This window comes from Rhizobium sp. 42MFCr.1 (assembly GCF_000377185.1).
Classification (GTDB): domain Bacteria; phylum Pseudomonadota; class Alphaproteobacteria; order Rhizobiales; family Rhizobiaceae; genus Rhizobium; species Rhizobium altiplani.
The window spans coordinates 250,712-268,118 of the sequence record NZ_KB897822.1 but is presented as its reverse complement, the minus strand read 5'-3'; the positions used below and the strand labels follow the sequence as shown (position 1 = coordinate 268,118).

Here is a 17,407-nt window from a genome sequence, read left to right as displayed (position 1 = left end):
AGCATGGCGCCGAAGGTGTAGGCATAGTTCAGGTTGCGCGGAACCGGATAGGCGACGAAACTGTCATAGACCATGCGCGGCAAAGGCAGGCGCGCATCGATCCACTTCTCAAGGCCGGTTGATGGCTCGTAGCTGGAATGGCCACTCATAAATCAGTCCCCCTCAACCGATCTTGATTACTTTATCGGAAACGAACGAATAGGTCGGGATCGCCAGGTTCTGCGGCGCCGGACCTTTGCGGATGCGGCCGGCCGTGTCGTAGACCGAGCCATGGCAGGGACAGAACCAACCATTGTATTCGCCGGCCTGGCCGAGCGGGATGCAGCCGAGATGGGTGCACGAGCCGATCATGACGATCCAGTTTTCCTTGTCCTTGCCGGCCGAACGGTCGACGCCGGTCGCCTGCGCGTCGGACGGCAGGTTGGCGTTGCGCGCCACCGGGTCCTTCAGGTCGGAAAGCGGCACCTCATCGGCAGCCTTCACTTCCTCGGGCGTACGGTTGCGGATGAAGATCGGCTTGCCGCGCCACTTGGCCGTCAGCGACATTCCCGGCTCGAGGCTGGAAACGTCAACCTCGATCGAGGCCAGCGCCAACGTCGAAGCATCCGGACGCATCTGGTCGATAAACGGCCATGCAACCGCAACGGCCCCAACCGCCCCCGCCATGCCTGTGGTGAGATAAAGGAAATCACGGCGAGTCGGCTCGTTTACGGTTTCTTGCTCTGTGCTGTCTGTCACGCGTTTGACCTTTCGACGCTTGGATCGATCGCTTCGCCGACTGGCGTCCCCTTTGCTTAAGCAAGCGGCTGAACAGCGATTATGACCTCCATAGGTCGAAGGGCGCTCCCGGTATTTGCGCTCCCTCAAAGATCGGCTGCGCTCGCCCGGCCGCCCCGGCAATACAGCTCAACTTTCCTGCAGTCCTGCACGCAGGAGGAAGTGCAATTGAGACTTTGCGTCTCCAAAAACGTGTGCTACGATTTTTGCCGTGGGGGAGCCGCCATGACCGACCTGATCGACAAAGCTCCGAAGGAAATAAACCCCCGCGGACGGCGGCGGGTCGAACTCCTTGCTTTCCTCGTCTTGGCCTTTGGAATCTGGCCGCTCGTCGCCGTTGGCGTCGTCGGTGGATACGGCTTCCTCGTCTGGATGTTCCAGATCATTTACGGCCCGCCGGGGCCGCCTGCGGGTCATTGAGGGCGTCATGCGGACAGAGCCCATCTCACGTCGAGCGCTGTTTTTCGGCCGACCTGCCAAAAGAAATATCGGCATCTGTCCTCCTGGGGCGACGGCCGAAAGCCTCAACGCGTGCACGGGATGCGGGCTTTGCGCCGAACGATGTCCGACCGGCATCATCCGGCTTTCGGAGGGGATGCCTTCGATCGATTTCGCTTTTGGCGAATGTACCTTCTGCGGCGAATGCAGCTCGGTCTGTCCCGAACCCGTCTTTTTGACCGCGAAAGCCGATCGTTTCCCGCATGTCGCGGTTGTCGGCGACGACTGTCTCGCGAAGCGCGACGTCGCCTGCCAGTCGTGCGGCGAATGCTGTCCCGAGCAGGCGATCCGCTTCCGCCCGCGGATGGGCGGCCCGTTCGTCCCGGAATTGAAGGAAGCGCTCTGTAGCGGTTGCGGCGCGTGCCTCAGCATATGCCCGGTCAGCGCCATCGGCCTTCAGGCCCGCCAAGCGGAGGCCGCCGATGTCTGAGCAGCCGCAGCGCTATCATATTTCCAGCGCGGTGATCGCGACGGTGCCGGCGCGAACCGAAGACGTCCTGGCTGCAATCGCCGGGATGGAGAATGTCGAAGTCCATGGCCACGGCGGCGGCAAGATCGTCGTCGTGATCGAGGGAACGAATACGGGCATGCTAGGCGAATGCCTGACGCGCATTTCGCTGCTTGATGGGGTGATCACGGCGAGCATGGTTTTCGAGCACGTCGAGACAGAGGAGATGCGAAGCGATGACCGGAACACTGACGCGGCGTGACATCCTGAAGGCCCACGCCGCCGGCATCGCCGCGGCGACCGCCGGCATAGCACTACCTGCCGCCGCTCAGCCGGTACCAGGCGGCGTCGAGGCGCTCGAGATCAAATGGTCCAAGGCACCCTGCCGCTTCTGCGGCACCGGCTGCGGCGTGATGGTCGGCGTGAAGGATGGCAAGGTGGTCGCCACCCATGGCGACATGCAGGCCGAGGTCAATCGCGGCCTGAACTGCATCAAGGGATATTTCCTTTCCAAGATCATGTACGGCGAAGACCGGCTGAAGACGCCGCTATTGCGCAAGCGTAACGGCGCCTATGCCAAGGACGGCGAGTTCGAACCGATCACCTGGGACGAGGCGTTCGACGTGATGGCCGAGCAATGCAAGAAGGTGCTGAAGGAGAAGGGACCGACGGCCGTCGGCATGTTCGGCTCCGGCCAGTGGACGATCTTCGAGGGCTACGCAGCGACGAAACTGATGCGCGCCGGCCTGCGCTCCAACAATCTCGATCCGAACGCTCGCCACTGCATGGCCTCGGCGGCCTACGCCTTCATGCGCACCTTCGGCATGGATGAGCCGATGGGCGTCTATGACGATTTCGAGCATGCTGACGCCTTCGTGCTCTGGGGCTCGAATATGGCGGAAATGCATCCAATCCTGTGGACCCGCGTCGCCGACCGTCGTCTCGGTCACCCCCATGTCAGGGTTGCGGTTCTATCCACCTTTACCCACCGCAGCATGGATCTCGCGGACATACCGATGATCTTCAAGCCGGGGTCGGACCTGGCAATCCTCAACTACATCGCGAACCACATCATCCAGACCGGGCGGGTTAACCAGGACTTCGTGGATCGGCATACGCGGTTTGCCCGCGGCGTTACCGACATAGGTTACGGGTTGAGGCCGGATAATCCGCTGGAATTGAAGGCTGCCAATGCGACCGACCCGGCGAAGATGGAGCCAATTGACTTTGCCGCCTTCAAGAAATTCGTGTCCGAGTACACGCTGGAAAAGGCAGCTGAGCTGAGCGGCGTTGATGCAGGCTTCCTGGAGCAGTTGGCGGAACTCTACGCCGATCCGGAACGCAAGGTCATGTCGCTCTGGACGATGGGCTTCAACCAGCATGTGCGCGGCGTCTGGGCGAACCAGATGGTCTACAACATACACCTGCTGACCGGTAAGATATCGGAACCCGGCAACAGTCCCTTCTCACTGACCGGGCAGCCGTCGGCGTGCGGTACCGCGCGCGAGGTCGGCACCTTCGCCCATCGCCTCCCGGCCGACATGACCGTTACCAATCCCGAGCACCGCAAGCGTGCCGAGGAAATCTGGCGCATCCCGCATGGCATCATCCCGGAAAAGCCGGGCTACCACGCCGTTCAGCAGGACCGCATGCTGAAGGATGGAAAGCTCAATTTCTACTGGGTGCAGGTCAACAACAATATCCAGGCAGCACCCAACACGAGCAACGAGACCTGGCAGGGATACCGAAACCCGGACAACTTCATCGTCGTCTCCGATGCCTATCCGACGATCACGGCGATGAGCGCCGACCTGATCCTGCCGGCTGCGATGTGGGTTGAGAAAGAGGGCGGCTACGGCAATGCCGAGCGCCGCACCCAGCTCTGGCGCCAGCTTGTCCAAGCCCCCGGAGAGGGACGGTCGGACCTCTGGCAGATCGCGGAATTCTCCAAGCGCTTCAAGACCGACGAGGTCTGGCCCGCCGATATCCTCGACGCCAATCCGGAATATCGCGACAAGAGCCTGTTTGACGTGATCTTCCGCAATGGCGAGGTCGACCGCTTTCCCCTCAGCGAACTCAATGCCGACTACGACAATCAGGAAGCGAAGGCCTTTGGCTTCTACATTCAGAAAGGCCTGTTTGAGGAATATGCCACCTTCGGGCGCGGACACGGCCACGATCTCGCACCCTTCAACATGTACCACGAGGTGCGCGGGCTGCGTTGGCCGGTGGTCAACGGCCAGGAGACGCTGTGGCGCTATCGCGAGGGCTTTGATCCTTTCGTAAAACCTGGCGAAGGCGTGAACTTCTACGGCCAGCCGGACGGCAAGGCGGTCATCCTGGCCGTACCCTACGAGCCGCCGGCGGAGGCCCCGGATGATGAGTTTGACGTCTGGCTGGTGACTGGCCGTGTGCTGGAACACTGGCATTCGGGTTCAATGACATTGCGCGTTCCCGAGCTCTTCAAGGCATTCCCGGGTGCACGGGTATTCATGAACGCGGAGGACGCCCGCAAGCGCGGCATCAACCAGGGTGCGGAAGTGCGGATTGTGTCACGTCGCGGCGAGATCCGGTCGCGTGTCGAGACGCGCGGGCGAAACCGCATGCCGCCCGGCGTCATCTTCGTTCCCTGGTTCGATGCAAGCCAACTGATCAACAAGGTTACTCTCGACGCCACCGATCCCATCTCAAAACAGACGGATTTCAAAAAATGCGCGGTCAAGATTCTCCCCGTCGCCATTTGAGGCGGCCTGATTGGATGCTGGTCACGGCGGGTATTCTGCTTTTCGTCGCGACGGCCACGATTGCCCAGGTATTGCCGGAAACAGCACCGCAACTGGTCGGGCGAGTGCCGTCGATGGCGATCGGCCCGGCGGCGCCACTGCCGAAGTGGATCGTGGACGACCGCCGCAGGATGCGCGCCTATCCCGACCAGCCGCCAGTGATCCCTCATTCGATCGAGGGATACGAGCTCTCGGTGAACGCGAACCGATGCCTTTCCTGCCACAAGCGCGAGTTCACCCAGGACTCCGGTGCGCCGATGATCAGCGTGACACACTACATGACCCGTGACGGCCAGATGCTCGCGGATGTCTCGCCACGGCGATACTTCTGTACCGCCTGCCACGTGCCGCAGGCGGACGTGCGTCCGCTGGTGAACAACCTGTTCAGGGATATGAGCGAAATGGGCGTCAAGCCTGCCGGAAGCGAGTGACGCCGATGATCTCATGGATCAAGAAAGCGATTGTCTGGGCCTGGTCGATCCTGACGACGCCTGCGGCCACGATTGGGCTCGGCGTCCTGACGCTCGGCGGTTTCATTGGCGGCGTGATGTTCTGGGGCGCGTTCAATACGGCGCTGGAACTCACCAATACCGAGAAGTTCTGTACCTCCTGTCATGAGATGCATGACAATGTTTACCAGGAACTGTCTCGCACGATTCACTTCTCGAACCGCTCAGGCGTCAGGGCCACCTGTCCGGACTGTCACGTGCCGCATCAATGGACCGACAAGATCGCTCGCAAGATGCAGGCATCCAAGGAGGTGTGGGGCAAGATATTCGGCACGATCAATACGCGGCCCAAATTCCTGGAGAAGCGGTTGGAGTTGGCACAGCACGAATGGGCGCGTATGAAGGCCAACGACAGCCTGGAATGCCGCAACTGCCACACCGCGGTGGCAATGGATCTGCAGAAGCAGACGCAGCGGGCTGCCGAGATTCACACCCGATATCTGCTATCTGGACAGGCAACCTGTATCGACTGCCACAAAGGGATCGCCCATGAGCTTCCAAACATGGAAGGCGTCGACCCCGGCTGGAAGATGCCGAAAGAGCTGGAAGGCAATGCGATGACGAGATCGACGCCGATCGAGGATCTGCAGGATGCCATAGCCAGAGCGCATGCATCCGCCTCCTCGCAGATGGTTGATTGATCTGCCGCGGAAACCGCACGCGAAGTGGCCATTCATTGGAAGGACGGCAAGTGGATGAGACGGCCTTCCGCCGAGTGACTGACAGCCGAACTCGATCGCGGTGAGGACCTCGCCCTCCCCCATGAGAGGAAATGTTTTATCGGTCGTTTTTCTTCACGTGGCGTGTAACCACAAGGCGCGATCGAACGAGATGACAGTCGCCATTCAAGCACCGTTCGAATCACCGGCATTTTGACGACACTGCGACGGATCGGTTCATTCGGTGGACAGATAGGGCGGCGGCTGGTTTGCGTAGTACCGGGCTGCCTCTTCAATCTCTTCGGGCGTCATCGCGCGCGCAACGTTGCGCATCTGACTGCTGATGTCGTTCTGCCGCGAGCCAGATACGAAGGCCTGGAGCTGGGTCTTGAGGTAAAGTTCGGACTGGCCCTCGAGCCACGGACTGCCCAGCTTGTTTTCAATAGTGCCATGACACGAACCACAGGGCGCGATTCCTCTCGTTGGCGCGCCGCTGATCACGATGCGCGGGGCCGGATTGGCCCCGGCGGGATGAAAGCCCGGCAGTCGCGGCAAGAAGGCGTAGTATGCGGCAAGGTCCTGCATGTCCCGCTCGGTCAGTTTCGCCGTGAACGGGCTCATGACAGCATTGACACGAACGCCGTCCTTGAAGTCGCGAAGCTGTTTATAGACCACGCTTGCATACTGGCCGGCCAGATTCGGGGAGTCTGCGCGGCTTATGCCTGTGGGGCCGTGACAGATGGCGCATTGCTGCGCAAGCGTGGCCCCTCTCCCTATCGCCTCCTCGTTGCGAGTTCGCGAAACTGCGGTTGCAATCTTCACAAGAGAAGTCTTGTAACCTGGCTGCACGGGTTCAGAAGCTTCTCCGCGCTGCGGCAACCCGGCCGCCCGGCAGATGGTATCCCATAAGCCCACCACCTGCTCCCTTGCGTCAAGGCGCGGAAGCAGCACAAAGCCCAATAGCGCGGCGACAACAAAGATTGCGGCTGTGACGAGGACGCTGGTCAGCGTCCACCGGTTCCGAAAGCTGGTCAGCCTGTCGCCGTTCATCACCTTTCTCCCACATATACCGCCGGCACGGAGGTGTCATTGCGTATGGCAAGTTGAAGGATCGGATATCCATAGTTCGTGATCGTCAGTGCTACCATCAGGCCAACCCAAAGACCGTAGCTGTTCAGGGCCGCAGGAACTCTGGTGGTAGGATGGACGGCCAGCGCGAACCGATACTCCTCCGGCTGGCTTGGCGAAGCGAGATGCGAGCGGATAAGAACGACAAGGAAAAGAATACCCGAGGCAACGAGTATGAACCCGCCAATTGCCGAGAGCACGACCGAAACCGCCTCGTTCGCAAGAGCCGGATCCGTATAGTCGAAGAAGGACATCCGGCGCGGCATGCCGAGAATCCCGACATAGTGCCATGGGAAAGTCGTGACGATCATTCCGATGAACCAGAGCCAGAGCTGAAGCCTGACCAGACCAAGGCTGACGAGAGGACGTCCCGTCAGATGGGGCCACAGGTCATAAGCGATGGCGAAATACATAATGACGATCGCGCCGCCGAAAATGAGATGAAAGTGTCCGGTGATCCACTGCGTGTTGTGGATCGACGCGTCGAGCTGGTAGCTCATGTTTATGAGCCCCCCGGCCCCGCCAAAGCCGAGCATGATGAAGGAGAATGTCACCGCCAGCATCATGGGGTTGCGCCAGGGGAGCGCGGTCAGCCAGCCGAAGGCGCCCCTGCCCCCTCGCGCACGCGCCGCGATTTCCACAGACGCCAGTATGGTGAAGACCGTCAGCAGCGTTGGAAGTGCGACCAGGGCGGTGAAAGTGGAATGGATGAACTTGAAGCCCGCACCGACCTGAGGGTCGGCGAAGGCGTGGTGGATGCCGATCGGCATGGCAACCACGAGAAAAAGGATGAACGAGATACGCGCCATGGTGTCGCTGAAGACGCGACCGCCGATCGCCCGCGGAACAATCGTGTAGTAGGCGATATAGGTCGGCATGAGCCAGAAATAGACGATTGCGTGCAATGTCCACGAGAAGAACACGCGCGCAAGACCGGCGTCGATGGTCGATTTGAACCCGAGCGCAACCGGGATGATTTGCAGCAGTAGCTCCAGGGCGGCGCCGACGGCGGTCCATGCCCATAGATACGAGCCGGCCACGTTCGCAAACATGGCGAGTGGCACTGGAGCGCCCGGATTGGCCCTTTTCCAAACCCTCAGATTGATGGACATGAGAGCCACCCAGATCCAGGAGCCGACAACGACCATCACCACGCCGATATAGTAGAGCGCGCTTCCGATCAAAGGCGGGTAGAAGGTGTAAAGCACTGACGCCCGACCAAGGGACACGGGGATCATCGCGATGACAGCGCCGACCGCAATCAGCCAAAAACCGGTCCAGGCCCAGCGGACTCCAACGAGGGCCTGTTTCAGGGAAGCCTCGCTGATCGCATAGCCGAAGGCCATTGCGACAAGCGTTGGGAACACATAACCCATCACCGTGCCATGAGCGGTCAGGGAACGGTAATACCATTCAGGATTGCTGATCCAGGGGGAGAGCGGACTGCGGACGTACATCTGCCAGGCGCCGAGCGGCAGGGCAACGCCAAAGGTCGCGAAGGCGAGCCAGAAGTGCGCGAGAATTAGCCTGCGATTATGGAGCACAGGAAAGCCTCCTCTTGTCCGCAATTTCCGAAAGGAACTGCTGCTTGTCGACGGCCTTCACTTTCGCCCACATGCCTTCGTGGCCAACACTGCAGAACTCCTGGCATGGCATGAGGTGTTCACCGGGTTGGTCAAAGCTGGCCTTCTGAACCGATACATAGCCAGGAACGAGCATCGTGTTGATGTTTGTGCCCTGGATGAGGAAGCCATGCACGACGTCGGCGCTGGTGGCCCTGAAGGTAACCGGGGTCTGAGTTGGAACGATGATGCAGGGCGGAGAGAACGAATACTGCTGGCCGATCACCCTTACCGTCACGGAGCCATCCTGCTCAACCGCGCTGCCCAGATTGGATTCAATGAACTCGCCCTGGAGATGGATCGTGGTCGGGTCGATGGTTTCGACCGCTGTCTGCGGCATGGTCGCCTGATGTATCCCGGCGAACGCCGCCATCCCCGCCAAAAACACAATAATCAAGATCGCAACGGTCGCCCAGCGCCGTTCGACGCGCTCAGCGACCGCCGCCGCTTCGTTGTGAACATCGCTCATCAGACGCTCCGGGGCACGAACACAAGCAGATAAAACAAGACCCACATTGCAACGACGGCGGCGGTCGCAATCCCGGCCACAACAACTGCTCCTCGTGGCCCTTCAGCGACAATGCGTTCGACCATCCGGTCGTCGGGGATATGGGCAGGCTCGTCAGGATTGATCATGTCGTCCTCATTGCAGTGGAGCAGATCGAAGCTTGTTCGCCTCGGCGGCGCTGACCGGGGTGCCACGGTTGCCCCATGCCGTCCTGATATATGATGCTACGGCGGCGACCTCGTCGTCGGAAAGCGTGACGGCAAATGGCGGCATGCCATGCGGCATGGGGTTCTTGGCGGTAGCCGGCGGATATCCGCCGTTAAGAACCATGCGAATACCATTTACGGCCGATTCCATCTGGATCGACTGGTTTCCGGCTAGCGGCGGGTAATGAGGAGGCTTTCCTTCGCCCTCTGCCCCATGACAGCTCGCGCAGTGCTTGTCATAGACGGTCTTCCCGAGACTGATGAGGAGGCTTGCCTCTTCGGTCCTGACGGAAGGTTTTGGCGGGGAAGGTTCATCCTGCGCGATGCTTTTCAGATAGACGGCCATCGCGCGCGTGTCCTCGTCGGTCATGTACTGAAGACTGTTGTACACGACTTCGGCCATCGGCCCGTAGACCGCTCCGCGGGTCGATATTCCCTTCTGCAAAAGATCCGAGATCTCCTCGATCGACCAGTCGCCCAAGCCTGCTTCCTTGTTCGATGTCAGTGATGGAGCATACCAGTCCTGCATCGGAATCAAGCCGCCCTGAAACGCTTCGGACTCGCGACTCCCGCCGAGTGCGTTGATGGGCGTATGGCACATGCCACAGTGGCCAAGCCCCTCCACGAGATAGGCTCCCCGGTTCCACTCATCGGACTGCTTTGGATCCGGCTTGAACTCGCCCTCATTGAAGAAGAGAGTTCGCCAGCCGAGGATCAGAGACCTGTTGTTATATGGGAATTGCAGGTCATGCGGCCGGTTCGTCTGGCGCACGGGCGCAATCGTCTTCAAATAGGCGAAGATCGCATCGCTGTCGTCGCGCGTGACCTTTGTGTAGGAGGCAAAAGGCATCGCCGGATAGAGGAGACCGCCGTCCGGGAACCTTCCGCTGTGCATGGTCCTGTAGAAATCGTCGGCCGACCATTTCCCGATGCCCGTTTCGGCATCGGGCGTGATGTTCGAAGTATACAACGTGCCGAAAGGCGTGGGCATCGAACGACCCCCAGCAAATAATTTGCCCTCGGGCGCCGTATGGCATGCGACGCAGTCCCCGGCTCGCGCCAGATACTCTCCCTTTTTGACGACATCGCCCGATTGCGGCGACTGCGCAGCAGCCGGCACCAGCGTTGCGGCTATCGCCAACATCGATGACACGGCAAGAGCGGTTGAAAATCGAAAACGCGCGCTCATGGCGTCCTCCCCTTCTCGGGCTGGCTGCCGCACGCGAAGGGCAACGAATAAGAGCCGGCGGCAGATGGCGCAGGATCGGCGGGCTGAGCCTGATTGGCGAGATAAGCTGCGACGGCTCGAACATCGTCTTCCGTCAAACGTCCAGCGACGAGCTGCATGCAGTCGGGCGCAGTGGCGGTGCGTGTGCCATAGCGCCATCCTCCGAGCTGAGCGCTGATGTAACTGGCGCGCAAACCGAGAAGGCCCGGAATACCAGGCTCCTGGCCAGTCAGGGAGCCGCCGTGACAGCTCACGCAAGCCGGAATAGAGCGGTCCAGGTCGCCCTGCGTCACAAGCGCATGCCCGTGATCAAGCACTGCCGCGCTGGCATCCGTTGGCGGCTTCTCGGGAAGCGCCGGCCGCTGATCGGCGAAATATGCCGCAAACTGCCGCAGATAGTCGTCCGTCAGGAACGCGAGGAGATAGTTCATTGGCGGATATTTCCGCCTGCCCGATTTGAACGCTTCCAGCTGGTTGTAGAGATATCCGGCGGGCTTGCCGGCAAGCCGTGGGAAATACGGATCGTTCGTACCCTTTCCCTGCTCCCCGTGACAGGGTGTACAGGCCTGGACACGGTCGGCCATGTCGGGAGGATAGGCCTCCTCAGCAGACGCCACCGCGCTCAAGAGGCTCAGACAGCTTGCAAGGAAAACCCCTCGTACGAACACCAGCTTCACCCCACAGCATCGCACTTAGCTAAAAATCGTGATGCGATAGGATATCGCGCGAAGGCGCCTGTCAAGTGTGTCGAGGTATAGCTTTTCAGTGGGCCGTCGGTCAGCTAGCCAAAGAACTTGGTCAAAGCAGTTTTGTCGCTTAAGGGCAGAGTTTCTTTAGCTGACTTTGCCAACGAAGCCGCGCTTCGCCACGGCTGCCGAGATGGCAAGCCGTAGAGATGTATTTGGCGACGCGGCGTACCCCAAAGACGCGTTCCACGGCTGCCTCGGCAGCGCTTCATGTTGATGCGCTCGCAAGCCTTCTGCGCAATGTAACCACGCCGACCGACGGTCGCCCTGACGATTTGATGGGCAAGTCCAAGCTCTGGTTGAATTTGATTTCGCATCGCTGCCTGGCGGGTTTCCGACACGCTTGAAACAGGCGGACGCGACTTCCTCAATCGACCGCAAGTGCGTCGGTGCTTCGTCCTCTCCGGGAGCAGCACATGAAGCGGGACGAATACGGTTGCAAAGCGTGAAGGAAGCGCTGGAATGGTGCGAAAAAAGTGATCTCCAGACGCGGTCGTATCGATGACGGGGAATATGAAGCGACGTCCCGGCGCTGTCAGCCTTGTCAGACCTGTGACGCCATATTTGCCGTATCGAATGGGGACGTTGCGACAGTACGTGCCTACATCAAAGACTTCGAATAAGTGGCACGCGAGGTCAGTCGCAACCTTATTCTTGATGCGAAATTCCATGCGCGAACGCGAGCGCCCCGGTTTTATCCCAAGACATCCCTTCCGCGTGCAGTTCGCCGTAACGCTCAGCACCCAGATGCGCCGTTGTCAACTCAATCGCCTTGTCGAACTCGACCTGATCGGCAAACTCGAATGTGACGCCGACCCGATGCAGCATCGTGGTTACCGCTCCGAACAGCCTTGCGGCATCGTCGAAGTTCGATTCCTTCAAGGCGATCTCTCCTGCAAGGGCAACGTAGAGATTGATCATCATGGTGTAGTCAAATTCGGTCGCCAGCTGGATCGCCTCGCGCAGGTACTGCCTGGCGGCCCCAACATCGCCGTTGCTGATGCAGACATGGCACATATTCAGCAGAAGCGCGCCCATCCAATATTGGTCACCTGATCGCCGCATGAGCGTCAGGGCTTCTTCGTAACACTCCGCCGCCGACTGCATGTCACCGCCACCACGCGCGCCTTCTCCCAGAGCGATAAGGGCAATTGCGGCGGAGTGCCAGTCTTCGAGCTTCTTGCACTCATCCAGGGCGGCAATAACCATGCTCGGCCCGGTGTCGCTCTCTATGGTGGCCGCCATGGTTGCTCCGAGCGTGATCATGGTGCGGGCAACATCCTCGGCGCGACCGAGGGATTTGAAAATTTCGTGCGCGACTTCGAAGTTCGGCACGGCACCCGCGTAATCGCCGGAAATCAATTTGAACCAACCGGCAACGTCATTCAGGATCGCGAACTCTCGCGTACCCTTGATACCCGAAGCGATGGCCAAGGCCCGATCTGTCCACATGAGCCCTTCAGTGAATTGGGCCCTTGGGATCAGATACCACAGCACTGCTTGCAGGTATCGACAGATATGGTCGAAATCCGCGCGCTCCAAACTCCAGCCAAGGGCCGCCCGGATGTTGTCCATTTCCATCTGGAGTTCTCCGACCAGCCGCCGTTGGTCCGGACCCACCAATCCAGGTGACACTTGCTCGACGAATTGCAGATAGTAGATCGCGTGGGCATCCTTGCTGGAATCGAGTTCGCCAAATTCCTGCAACTTTGCCAGGGCGAACTGCCGGATTGTCTCCAGGATGGAAAAACGCGAACTCCCGCCAGCTGTATTCGTCGTGAGAAGGCTCTTGTCGCACAGGGAAATCAGGATATCGACAACCGGCAGGTCGGGTCGCGTTTGATCGCCACACAGGTGCTCGGCTGCTGCCAGGCTGAAACCGCCCCTGAAAACCGACATCCTTGCGAAACAACGTTGCTCGTCGGGATTCAACAGGCGATAGCTCCAGGAGATTGCTTCGCTCAATGTCGTGTACCTCTGGTCGTCGTCGTAATGAGCTTTCCCGATGATGGACAGGCTCTGGTCAAGGCGGCCCGACAGTTCGGCAAGCGTCAGTATCCGCAGCCTTGACGCGGCCAGTTCAATCGCCAAAGGAAGACCGTCCAGACGTCTGCAAATATTGGCAACCAACGGCACAGTGCGTTCGTCGAGAACGAAGTCGCGCTTCACGGCTCGTGCTCGCTCCGCAAACAATTGCACGGCATCGGACTGACTGACTGCCTCATGGGCAGTTGCGTCAGGAAGCTGCATCGGGGCGACTGGATAGACCACCTCCTCTGCGAACCTAAGGGGCTCGCGGGTGGTCACCAGAACATCCAGCCTGGGACAGATACCGAGCAGCTTCTTAAGATCGGCAGCGGCTTCGATGAGGTGCTCGAAATTGTCGATAAGGAGCAGAAGGTGTCGTTTTGTCATGAAATGGGTCAGTCCTTCCAGGACCGTGCGCCCGCGGTATTCCGGCACTCCCAGCGTTTGTGCAACAACAGGCAAGAATAGGCTGGGTTTCGCGACAGCACCCAACGACACCATGAAAACACCATCACCATAGACAGGAACAAGCCTGTACGCCGTCTCGATGGCCAGCCGCGTCTTACCTGCGCCGCCCGGACCCGCGAGCGTCACCAGCCTCTGGTCGCTCGTCAAAAGGCTGGTGATTGCCGAGATATCACTCTGGCGGCCGACAAAGCTGTTGGTCGCCTTTGGAAGGTTGGTAGGGTGGTTGTCGATGGACTTTATGGGAGGGAATTCCACCGACAGTCCGGCTATCTGGATTTCGTAGAGATGCTCTGGAAACGAAAGGTCTTTCAGGCGATGGCTGCCAAGGAAACGAACGCTGCCCTTCTCGGCGATTTTGTCTTTGTCCAACTCGGCCATGGTGGAACTGGACATGAGAATTTGTCCGCCACTCGCGGCTTCAGAAATGCGGGCTGCGCGGTGTACGTCAATTCCCACGTAACCGATGCTCGTGTCGGAAACAGGGTACACCTCGCCGGTATGGAGACCGATCCTGACCTTGAGAACGACATCGTCGGGCCAATCTTCCTCGGACAATGCTCTCTGGACTTCGACTGCGGCGCGAAAGGCGTCGTCCGCATTGTCGAAAGACGCGAAAAAGGCATCGGAGTGCACAACCACTACCTTGCCGCCGTTGGATACCGTTTTTTCCCTGAGGATCTCGAAGTGGCGATCCACCACTTCGAAGAAGACCTCGGAATGATTTTGGACGAGCAAGGTCGACCCCTCGATGTCCGTAAACATCAAGGTAACCCACTCGGAATGATCAAGTCTGCGGGGCAAAGCAGGCATTTGCGTCAATCGAGCTTATATTGGGTTGAGGTCTGTGCTTACAGCATTGTCGGCTTCTTGACGGTCTTAATCGGCCACTCGAACTTGTCGAGTTTCGCCTTGATGTCGATCAGCGCCTTGACCTCCTGCGGGGTCAGATCCTCAAGCTGCTTCTTTTGCTCGTCCGCCATCTGTTGTTCGTCGTCGAAAACCTTGGCTTGCTTGAGCTTTTCGTAATTCGCGGAAGCCATAGTCGTCTCCCCTCAGAAGCAAGATGAAATTCCAGCACCCCAGCAATTCAACTATACACTTTCGATGCTCTTTGAGCCATAACTAATATAAGTTGAACGTTGTTGTTGGCTCCATTTCCTTACTTCTTTCGAAGCGTCGATCAGCGATCGGCCAATGGGGATTTTACAATGGAAACGAGTGATCGGCTTCGGCTCAGAATGGCGATGACCAACGGGCATCTCGTTAGATCCCTCGACGCGCTTTGGAGCAGCCCCGACATTGCCCGGCTCTTTCCGGAATATCTGATCCTGCTGCATCAGGTCATCCGGGCGAGCGTCCCCTTGATGGAGGCTGCTCGCTCCGAGGCCTTGAAGCTTCCGATCGGGGACCCGCTTCGCGATCCGCTAGCGAGCTATTTTCAGCACCATATCGACGAGGAGAAAGACCACGATGACTGGACGCTCGAAGACCTGAGCGCGGCAGGGTTTTCCAAGGACGAGATACTGAACCGGATCCCGCTGCCGACGACCGCCGCGTTTGTCGGATGCCAGTATTATTGGATCTATCATCATCACCCTGTTGGGTTGCTTGGCTATATCCTCATGCTGGAGAGCGATCCGGGAACCACCGAGGTATACGATGACCTCGAACGCCGGACAGGGCTCCCCAAAGCCCTTTTCCGGACATACAGGATGCATGGTGAACTTGACCCGCAGCATGTGAAGGAATTGGACGAGTTCATCGATTCCCTGCCGTTGTCGGAGAGCCATCTGTCATTGATGGGGATTTCCGCGATGAGCGCCTGCATCGGATTTGCTGAATGCGTCACCCGGCTGCAATAACCCGGCCCCAAAGACGAAGATCACCGTCCTCCGCCACGGAACACAAAGATCCTGGCGACGTCGACCTCGCACCACTGCTCAACAAATCCCAGTTTGGGCACTGTTTCACTGCCGAGAGCAACGCGGTCGCATGTTTCAGGGTGTTCATTTCGCTGCCTTGTGAGCGGCGTGGTCGGATGGATCAATTGCGTAAGCTGCGCCGTCGTCCCTCCAGGACCACGGTCGAATAGGGGTTCAGGATAGACACGTCATCCAAGACCAAACAAATGCCTTATCCTTGCCGATACCGACGACGCATGTTGCAGGGGAGAAAGATGGTTCGCCATGTGCAAGCGTTCCTCCGCTTTCGACCGAGCGGACAGTAGCATCGCCAGTTCTTCCGCAATGGCGGGACGTTCTCGCATGATCGCGGCGAGCCGTTCCTTGGGAATCTCATATACTATGGCGGCTGTGATCGCCTTGATATCACCCGGCTCCAGTGCTCCCATCAGCACCCCGCGCTCACCGAAGACATCACCCGGAGCAAGGCGTTCAAGCTCGATGGTTTGGCCATCCTCAATCTCCTCGACTGTCATCACACCGTTTCGAAGGATCATCAGCGACGTCAGCGAGGTGTCCCGATGGGCGGCGATATCGCCTTCTTTGAACGACAGCTTGTTCATGGCGGAGGCCAACTCTTCTCGTTCCTCGCTTGTCAGAGAGGAAAACAGAGAAATCGCATCCAGAAGACGCCGCCTTGACGTTTGTCGTTGGACACTCATCTCGGGTGTCTCCTGGGTGAGGACTACCCTGGTAGCTCCTCCGTCGGAGGCAAGCTGAAGACCTGACGCCTCGGTGTGACGAAAGACGAGATCGTATAATTCGTTTCGAGCACGAGGCAGTTGACTGCGTTCCGCCACCCGAAATGACAGTTCGATCTCCAGATAATTCGCATCCATCGCCGTAAAATTCGCGGTGGGAGGAGGCGTTTTCATGATCGCATTACTGCTCAACAGTACACGTTCCATGGTCTGGAGGATTACTGATGGCGGCTTGGTCGGGGCCAGCTTGAATTTCAAGGTTGAGCCGTGTGTGTTGTCCGGACTACTGATGTTGACTATCCGGCTCTTGGCGAGGACGCTATTGGGCACAATGATGAGGTCGTTGGTGCCGCTAAGGAGTTCGGTGGACCGCCAGTTGGTTTCCACAACGCTTCCTTGCGTGTCGTCTTCCAATCTGATCCAGTCACCTACGGACAGGGGCTTTCCGAGATTCAGCGCAATGCCGGAAAAAACATCGTTGAGGGTACTTTGCAAAGCCAGACCCAAAACGATAGCGAACACACCGGAGGTGGCGATGAGGGTGCCCACTGGTAAACTGAAGACGTATGCGATGATGCTCAACGCGGCGCCAAGATAGACAATCCCCACTACCAGGTCCTGCAGAAGTCGCCCTTCCCTCGGTTTCCGTTCGAGTGTCAAAAACGTGCGGACCAAACTGGCAAGGAGCATCGCTCCTCCGATCCACCAGATCGCTTTGAGGATCCCGGAGCCGATCCGATCAGCCACCGTTTCCGCAGTTATATCAGGCGCATACGGCGGAATTCTATGGTAAAGGAGCAAAGCCGTTAGGGCGACGAAAAATACGATGTTGGCCGCGAGCCGTCCAATTACGCGATCGCCCGTCAATGGCATCGCGAGCATTCTCAGAAGTACCAGGATGGCAAACTGGACAACAGGCTCTTTCAGCAGACTGGCGAACTGATCAGAATACGATAGCATCAACCGTGACCTTGTCTAAAATCTCAGCCCGTCGCGAACTTCTCGACCTTTCTGTTTTCAAAAGCACTATTCCCTCGCGCACGCAACTGCGTCGCAAGTCTGCGGCCCCGGCAACATCATCCGGGACCGCGGAAGCCACCATGAACCTGCCCAAGAAGACCAAGCCATCCCCGGGGA

General features: G+C 58.9%; 17 protein-coding genes and 1 pseudogene. 7 read left to right on the top strand and 11 right to left on the bottom strand.

What is annotated here, in order from left to right:
- A pseudogene (locus tag C934_RS34600) lies at positions 1-149 on the bottom strand (cytochrome b); the annotation flags it as partial.
- A gap of 13 nt (positions 150-162) precedes the next feature.
- Entirely contained in the window at positions 163-738 is a 576-nt protein-coding gene (gene petA, locus C934_RS0108260; protein WP_018856242.1) for a ubiquinol-cytochrome c reductase iron-sulfur subunit, read from the bottom strand.
- Between the two features lie 264 nt (positions 739-1,002).
- Between petA and napE the strand changes: the two genes are divergently transcribed.
- The 6 genes from napE to C934_RS0108230 are packed head-to-tail and all read left to right on the top strand — an operon-like array spanning position 1,003 to position 5,656.
- Positions 1,003-1,197, top strand: a complete 195-nt coding sequence (napE, locus tag C934_RS0108255) for a periplasmic nitrate reductase, NapE protein (RefSeq protein WP_018856241.1) — start codon at positions 1,003-1,005, stop codon at positions 1,195-1,197.
- A gap of 7 nt (positions 1,198-1,204) precedes the next feature.
- Positions 1,205-1,705, top strand: a complete 501-nt coding sequence (locus C934_RS33585; RefSeq protein WP_083929835.1) for a ferredoxin-type protein NapF — start codon at positions 1,205-1,207, stop codon at positions 1,703-1,705.
- Positions 1,698-1,985, top strand: a complete 288-nt coding sequence (locus C934_RS0108245) for a chaperone NapD (protein ID WP_018856239.1) — start codon at positions 1,698-1,700, stop codon at positions 1,983-1,985. Before C934_RS33585 ends, C934_RS0108245 begins: the two co-directional genes overlap by 8 nt.
- Entirely contained in the window at positions 1,960-4,467 is a 2,508-nt protein-coding gene (gene napA / locus C934_RS0108240) for a periplasmic nitrate reductase subunit alpha (protein WP_018856238.1), read from the top strand. Before C934_RS0108245 ends, napA begins: the two co-directional genes overlap by 26 nt.
- Entirely contained in the window at positions 4,434-4,937 is a 504-nt protein-coding gene (locus C934_RS0108235) for a nitrate reductase cytochrome c-type subunit (RefSeq protein WP_037089420.1), read from the top strand. The genes napA and C934_RS0108235 overlap by 34 nt, the downstream gene beginning before the upstream one ends.
- 5 nt (positions 4,938-4,942) lie before the next feature.
- The gene (locus C934_RS0108230) at positions 4,943-5,656 is read left to right on the top strand and encodes a NapC/NirT family cytochrome c (protein WP_162763480.1); all 714 of its coding nucleotides are present in this window, start codon (positions 4,943-4,945) and stop codon (positions 5,654-5,656) included.
- Positions 5,657-5,911: 255 nt separating this feature from the next.
- On the opposite strand, the gene C934_RS0108225 is transcribed toward C934_RS0108230, so the two are convergent.
- The 8 genes from C934_RS0108225 to C934_RS0108185 form a co-directional block, all read right to left on the bottom strand.
- A complete protein-coding gene (locus C934_RS0108225; RefSeq protein WP_018856235.1) occupies positions 5,912-6,724 on the bottom strand; it encodes a c-type cytochrome in 813 nt (270 codons plus the stop codon).
- Positions 6,724-8,346, bottom strand: a complete 1,623-nt coding sequence (locus C934_RS0108220; RefSeq protein WP_018856234.1) for a b(o/a)3-type cytochrome-c oxidase subunit 1 — start codon at positions 8,344-8,346, stop codon at positions 6,724-6,726. Before C934_RS0108220 ends, C934_RS0108225 begins: the two co-directional genes overlap by 1 nt.
- Complete coding sequence (locus tag C934_RS0108215) at positions 8,336-8,893, bottom strand: cytochrome c oxidase subunit II (protein WP_018856233.1); 558 nt, start codon at positions 8,891-8,893, stop codon at positions 8,336-8,338. Before C934_RS0108215 ends, C934_RS0108220 begins: the two co-directional genes overlap by 11 nt.
- Positions 8,893-9,060 (bottom strand): hypothetical protein, encoded by a 168-nt coding sequence (locus C934_RS35095; RefSeq protein WP_018856232.1) that lies wholly within the window; start codon positions 9,058-9,060, stop codon positions 8,893-8,895. Before C934_RS35095 ends, C934_RS0108215 begins: the two co-directional genes overlap by 1 nt.
- Positions 9,061-9,067: 7 nt before the next feature.
- Positions 9,068-10,327: a c-type cytochrome gene (locus tag C934_RS0108205; protein WP_018856231.1), complete on the bottom strand. Its 1,260-nt coding sequence runs from the start codon at positions 10,325-10,327 to the stop codon at positions 9,068-9,070.
- Positions 10,324-11,034, bottom strand: coding sequence for a c-type cytochrome (locus C934_RS0108200; protein ID WP_051085577.1), 711 nt, complete (start codon positions 11,032-11,034; stop codon positions 10,324-10,326). The genes C934_RS0108205 and C934_RS0108200 overlap by 4 nt, the downstream gene beginning before the upstream one ends.
- Before the next feature lie 726 nt (positions 11,035-11,760).
- The gene (locus tag C934_RS0108190) at positions 11,761-14,418 is read right to left on the bottom strand and encodes an adenylate/guanylate cyclase domain-containing protein (RefSeq protein WP_083929834.1); all 2,658 of its coding nucleotides are present in this window, start codon (positions 14,416-14,418) and stop codon (positions 11,761-11,763) included.
- A 38-nt stretch (positions 14,419-14,456) separates the two neighbouring features.
- Positions 14,457-14,648: an aroma-sacti cluster domain-containing protein gene (locus tag C934_RS0108185; RefSeq protein ID WP_018856227.1), complete on the bottom strand. Its 192-nt coding sequence runs from the start codon at positions 14,646-14,648 to the stop codon at positions 14,457-14,459.
- A gap of 168 nt (positions 14,649-14,816) precedes the next feature.
- On the opposite strand from C934_RS0108185, the gene C934_RS31730 reads away from it, so the two are divergent.
- Positions 14,817-15,470, top strand: a complete 654-nt coding sequence (locus tag C934_RS31730) for an iron-containing redox enzyme family protein (RefSeq protein WP_083929833.1) — start codon at positions 14,817-14,819, stop codon at positions 15,468-15,470.
- Positions 15,471-15,718: 248 nt separating this feature from the next.
- On the opposite strand, the gene C934_RS0108175 is transcribed toward C934_RS31730, so the two are convergent.
- Positions 15,719-17,230, bottom strand: coding sequence for a mechanosensitive ion channel family protein (locus C934_RS0108175; RefSeq protein WP_018856225.1), 1,512 nt, complete (start codon positions 17,228-17,230; stop codon positions 15,719-15,721).
- Positions 17,231-17,407: the final 177 nt, after the last annotated feature.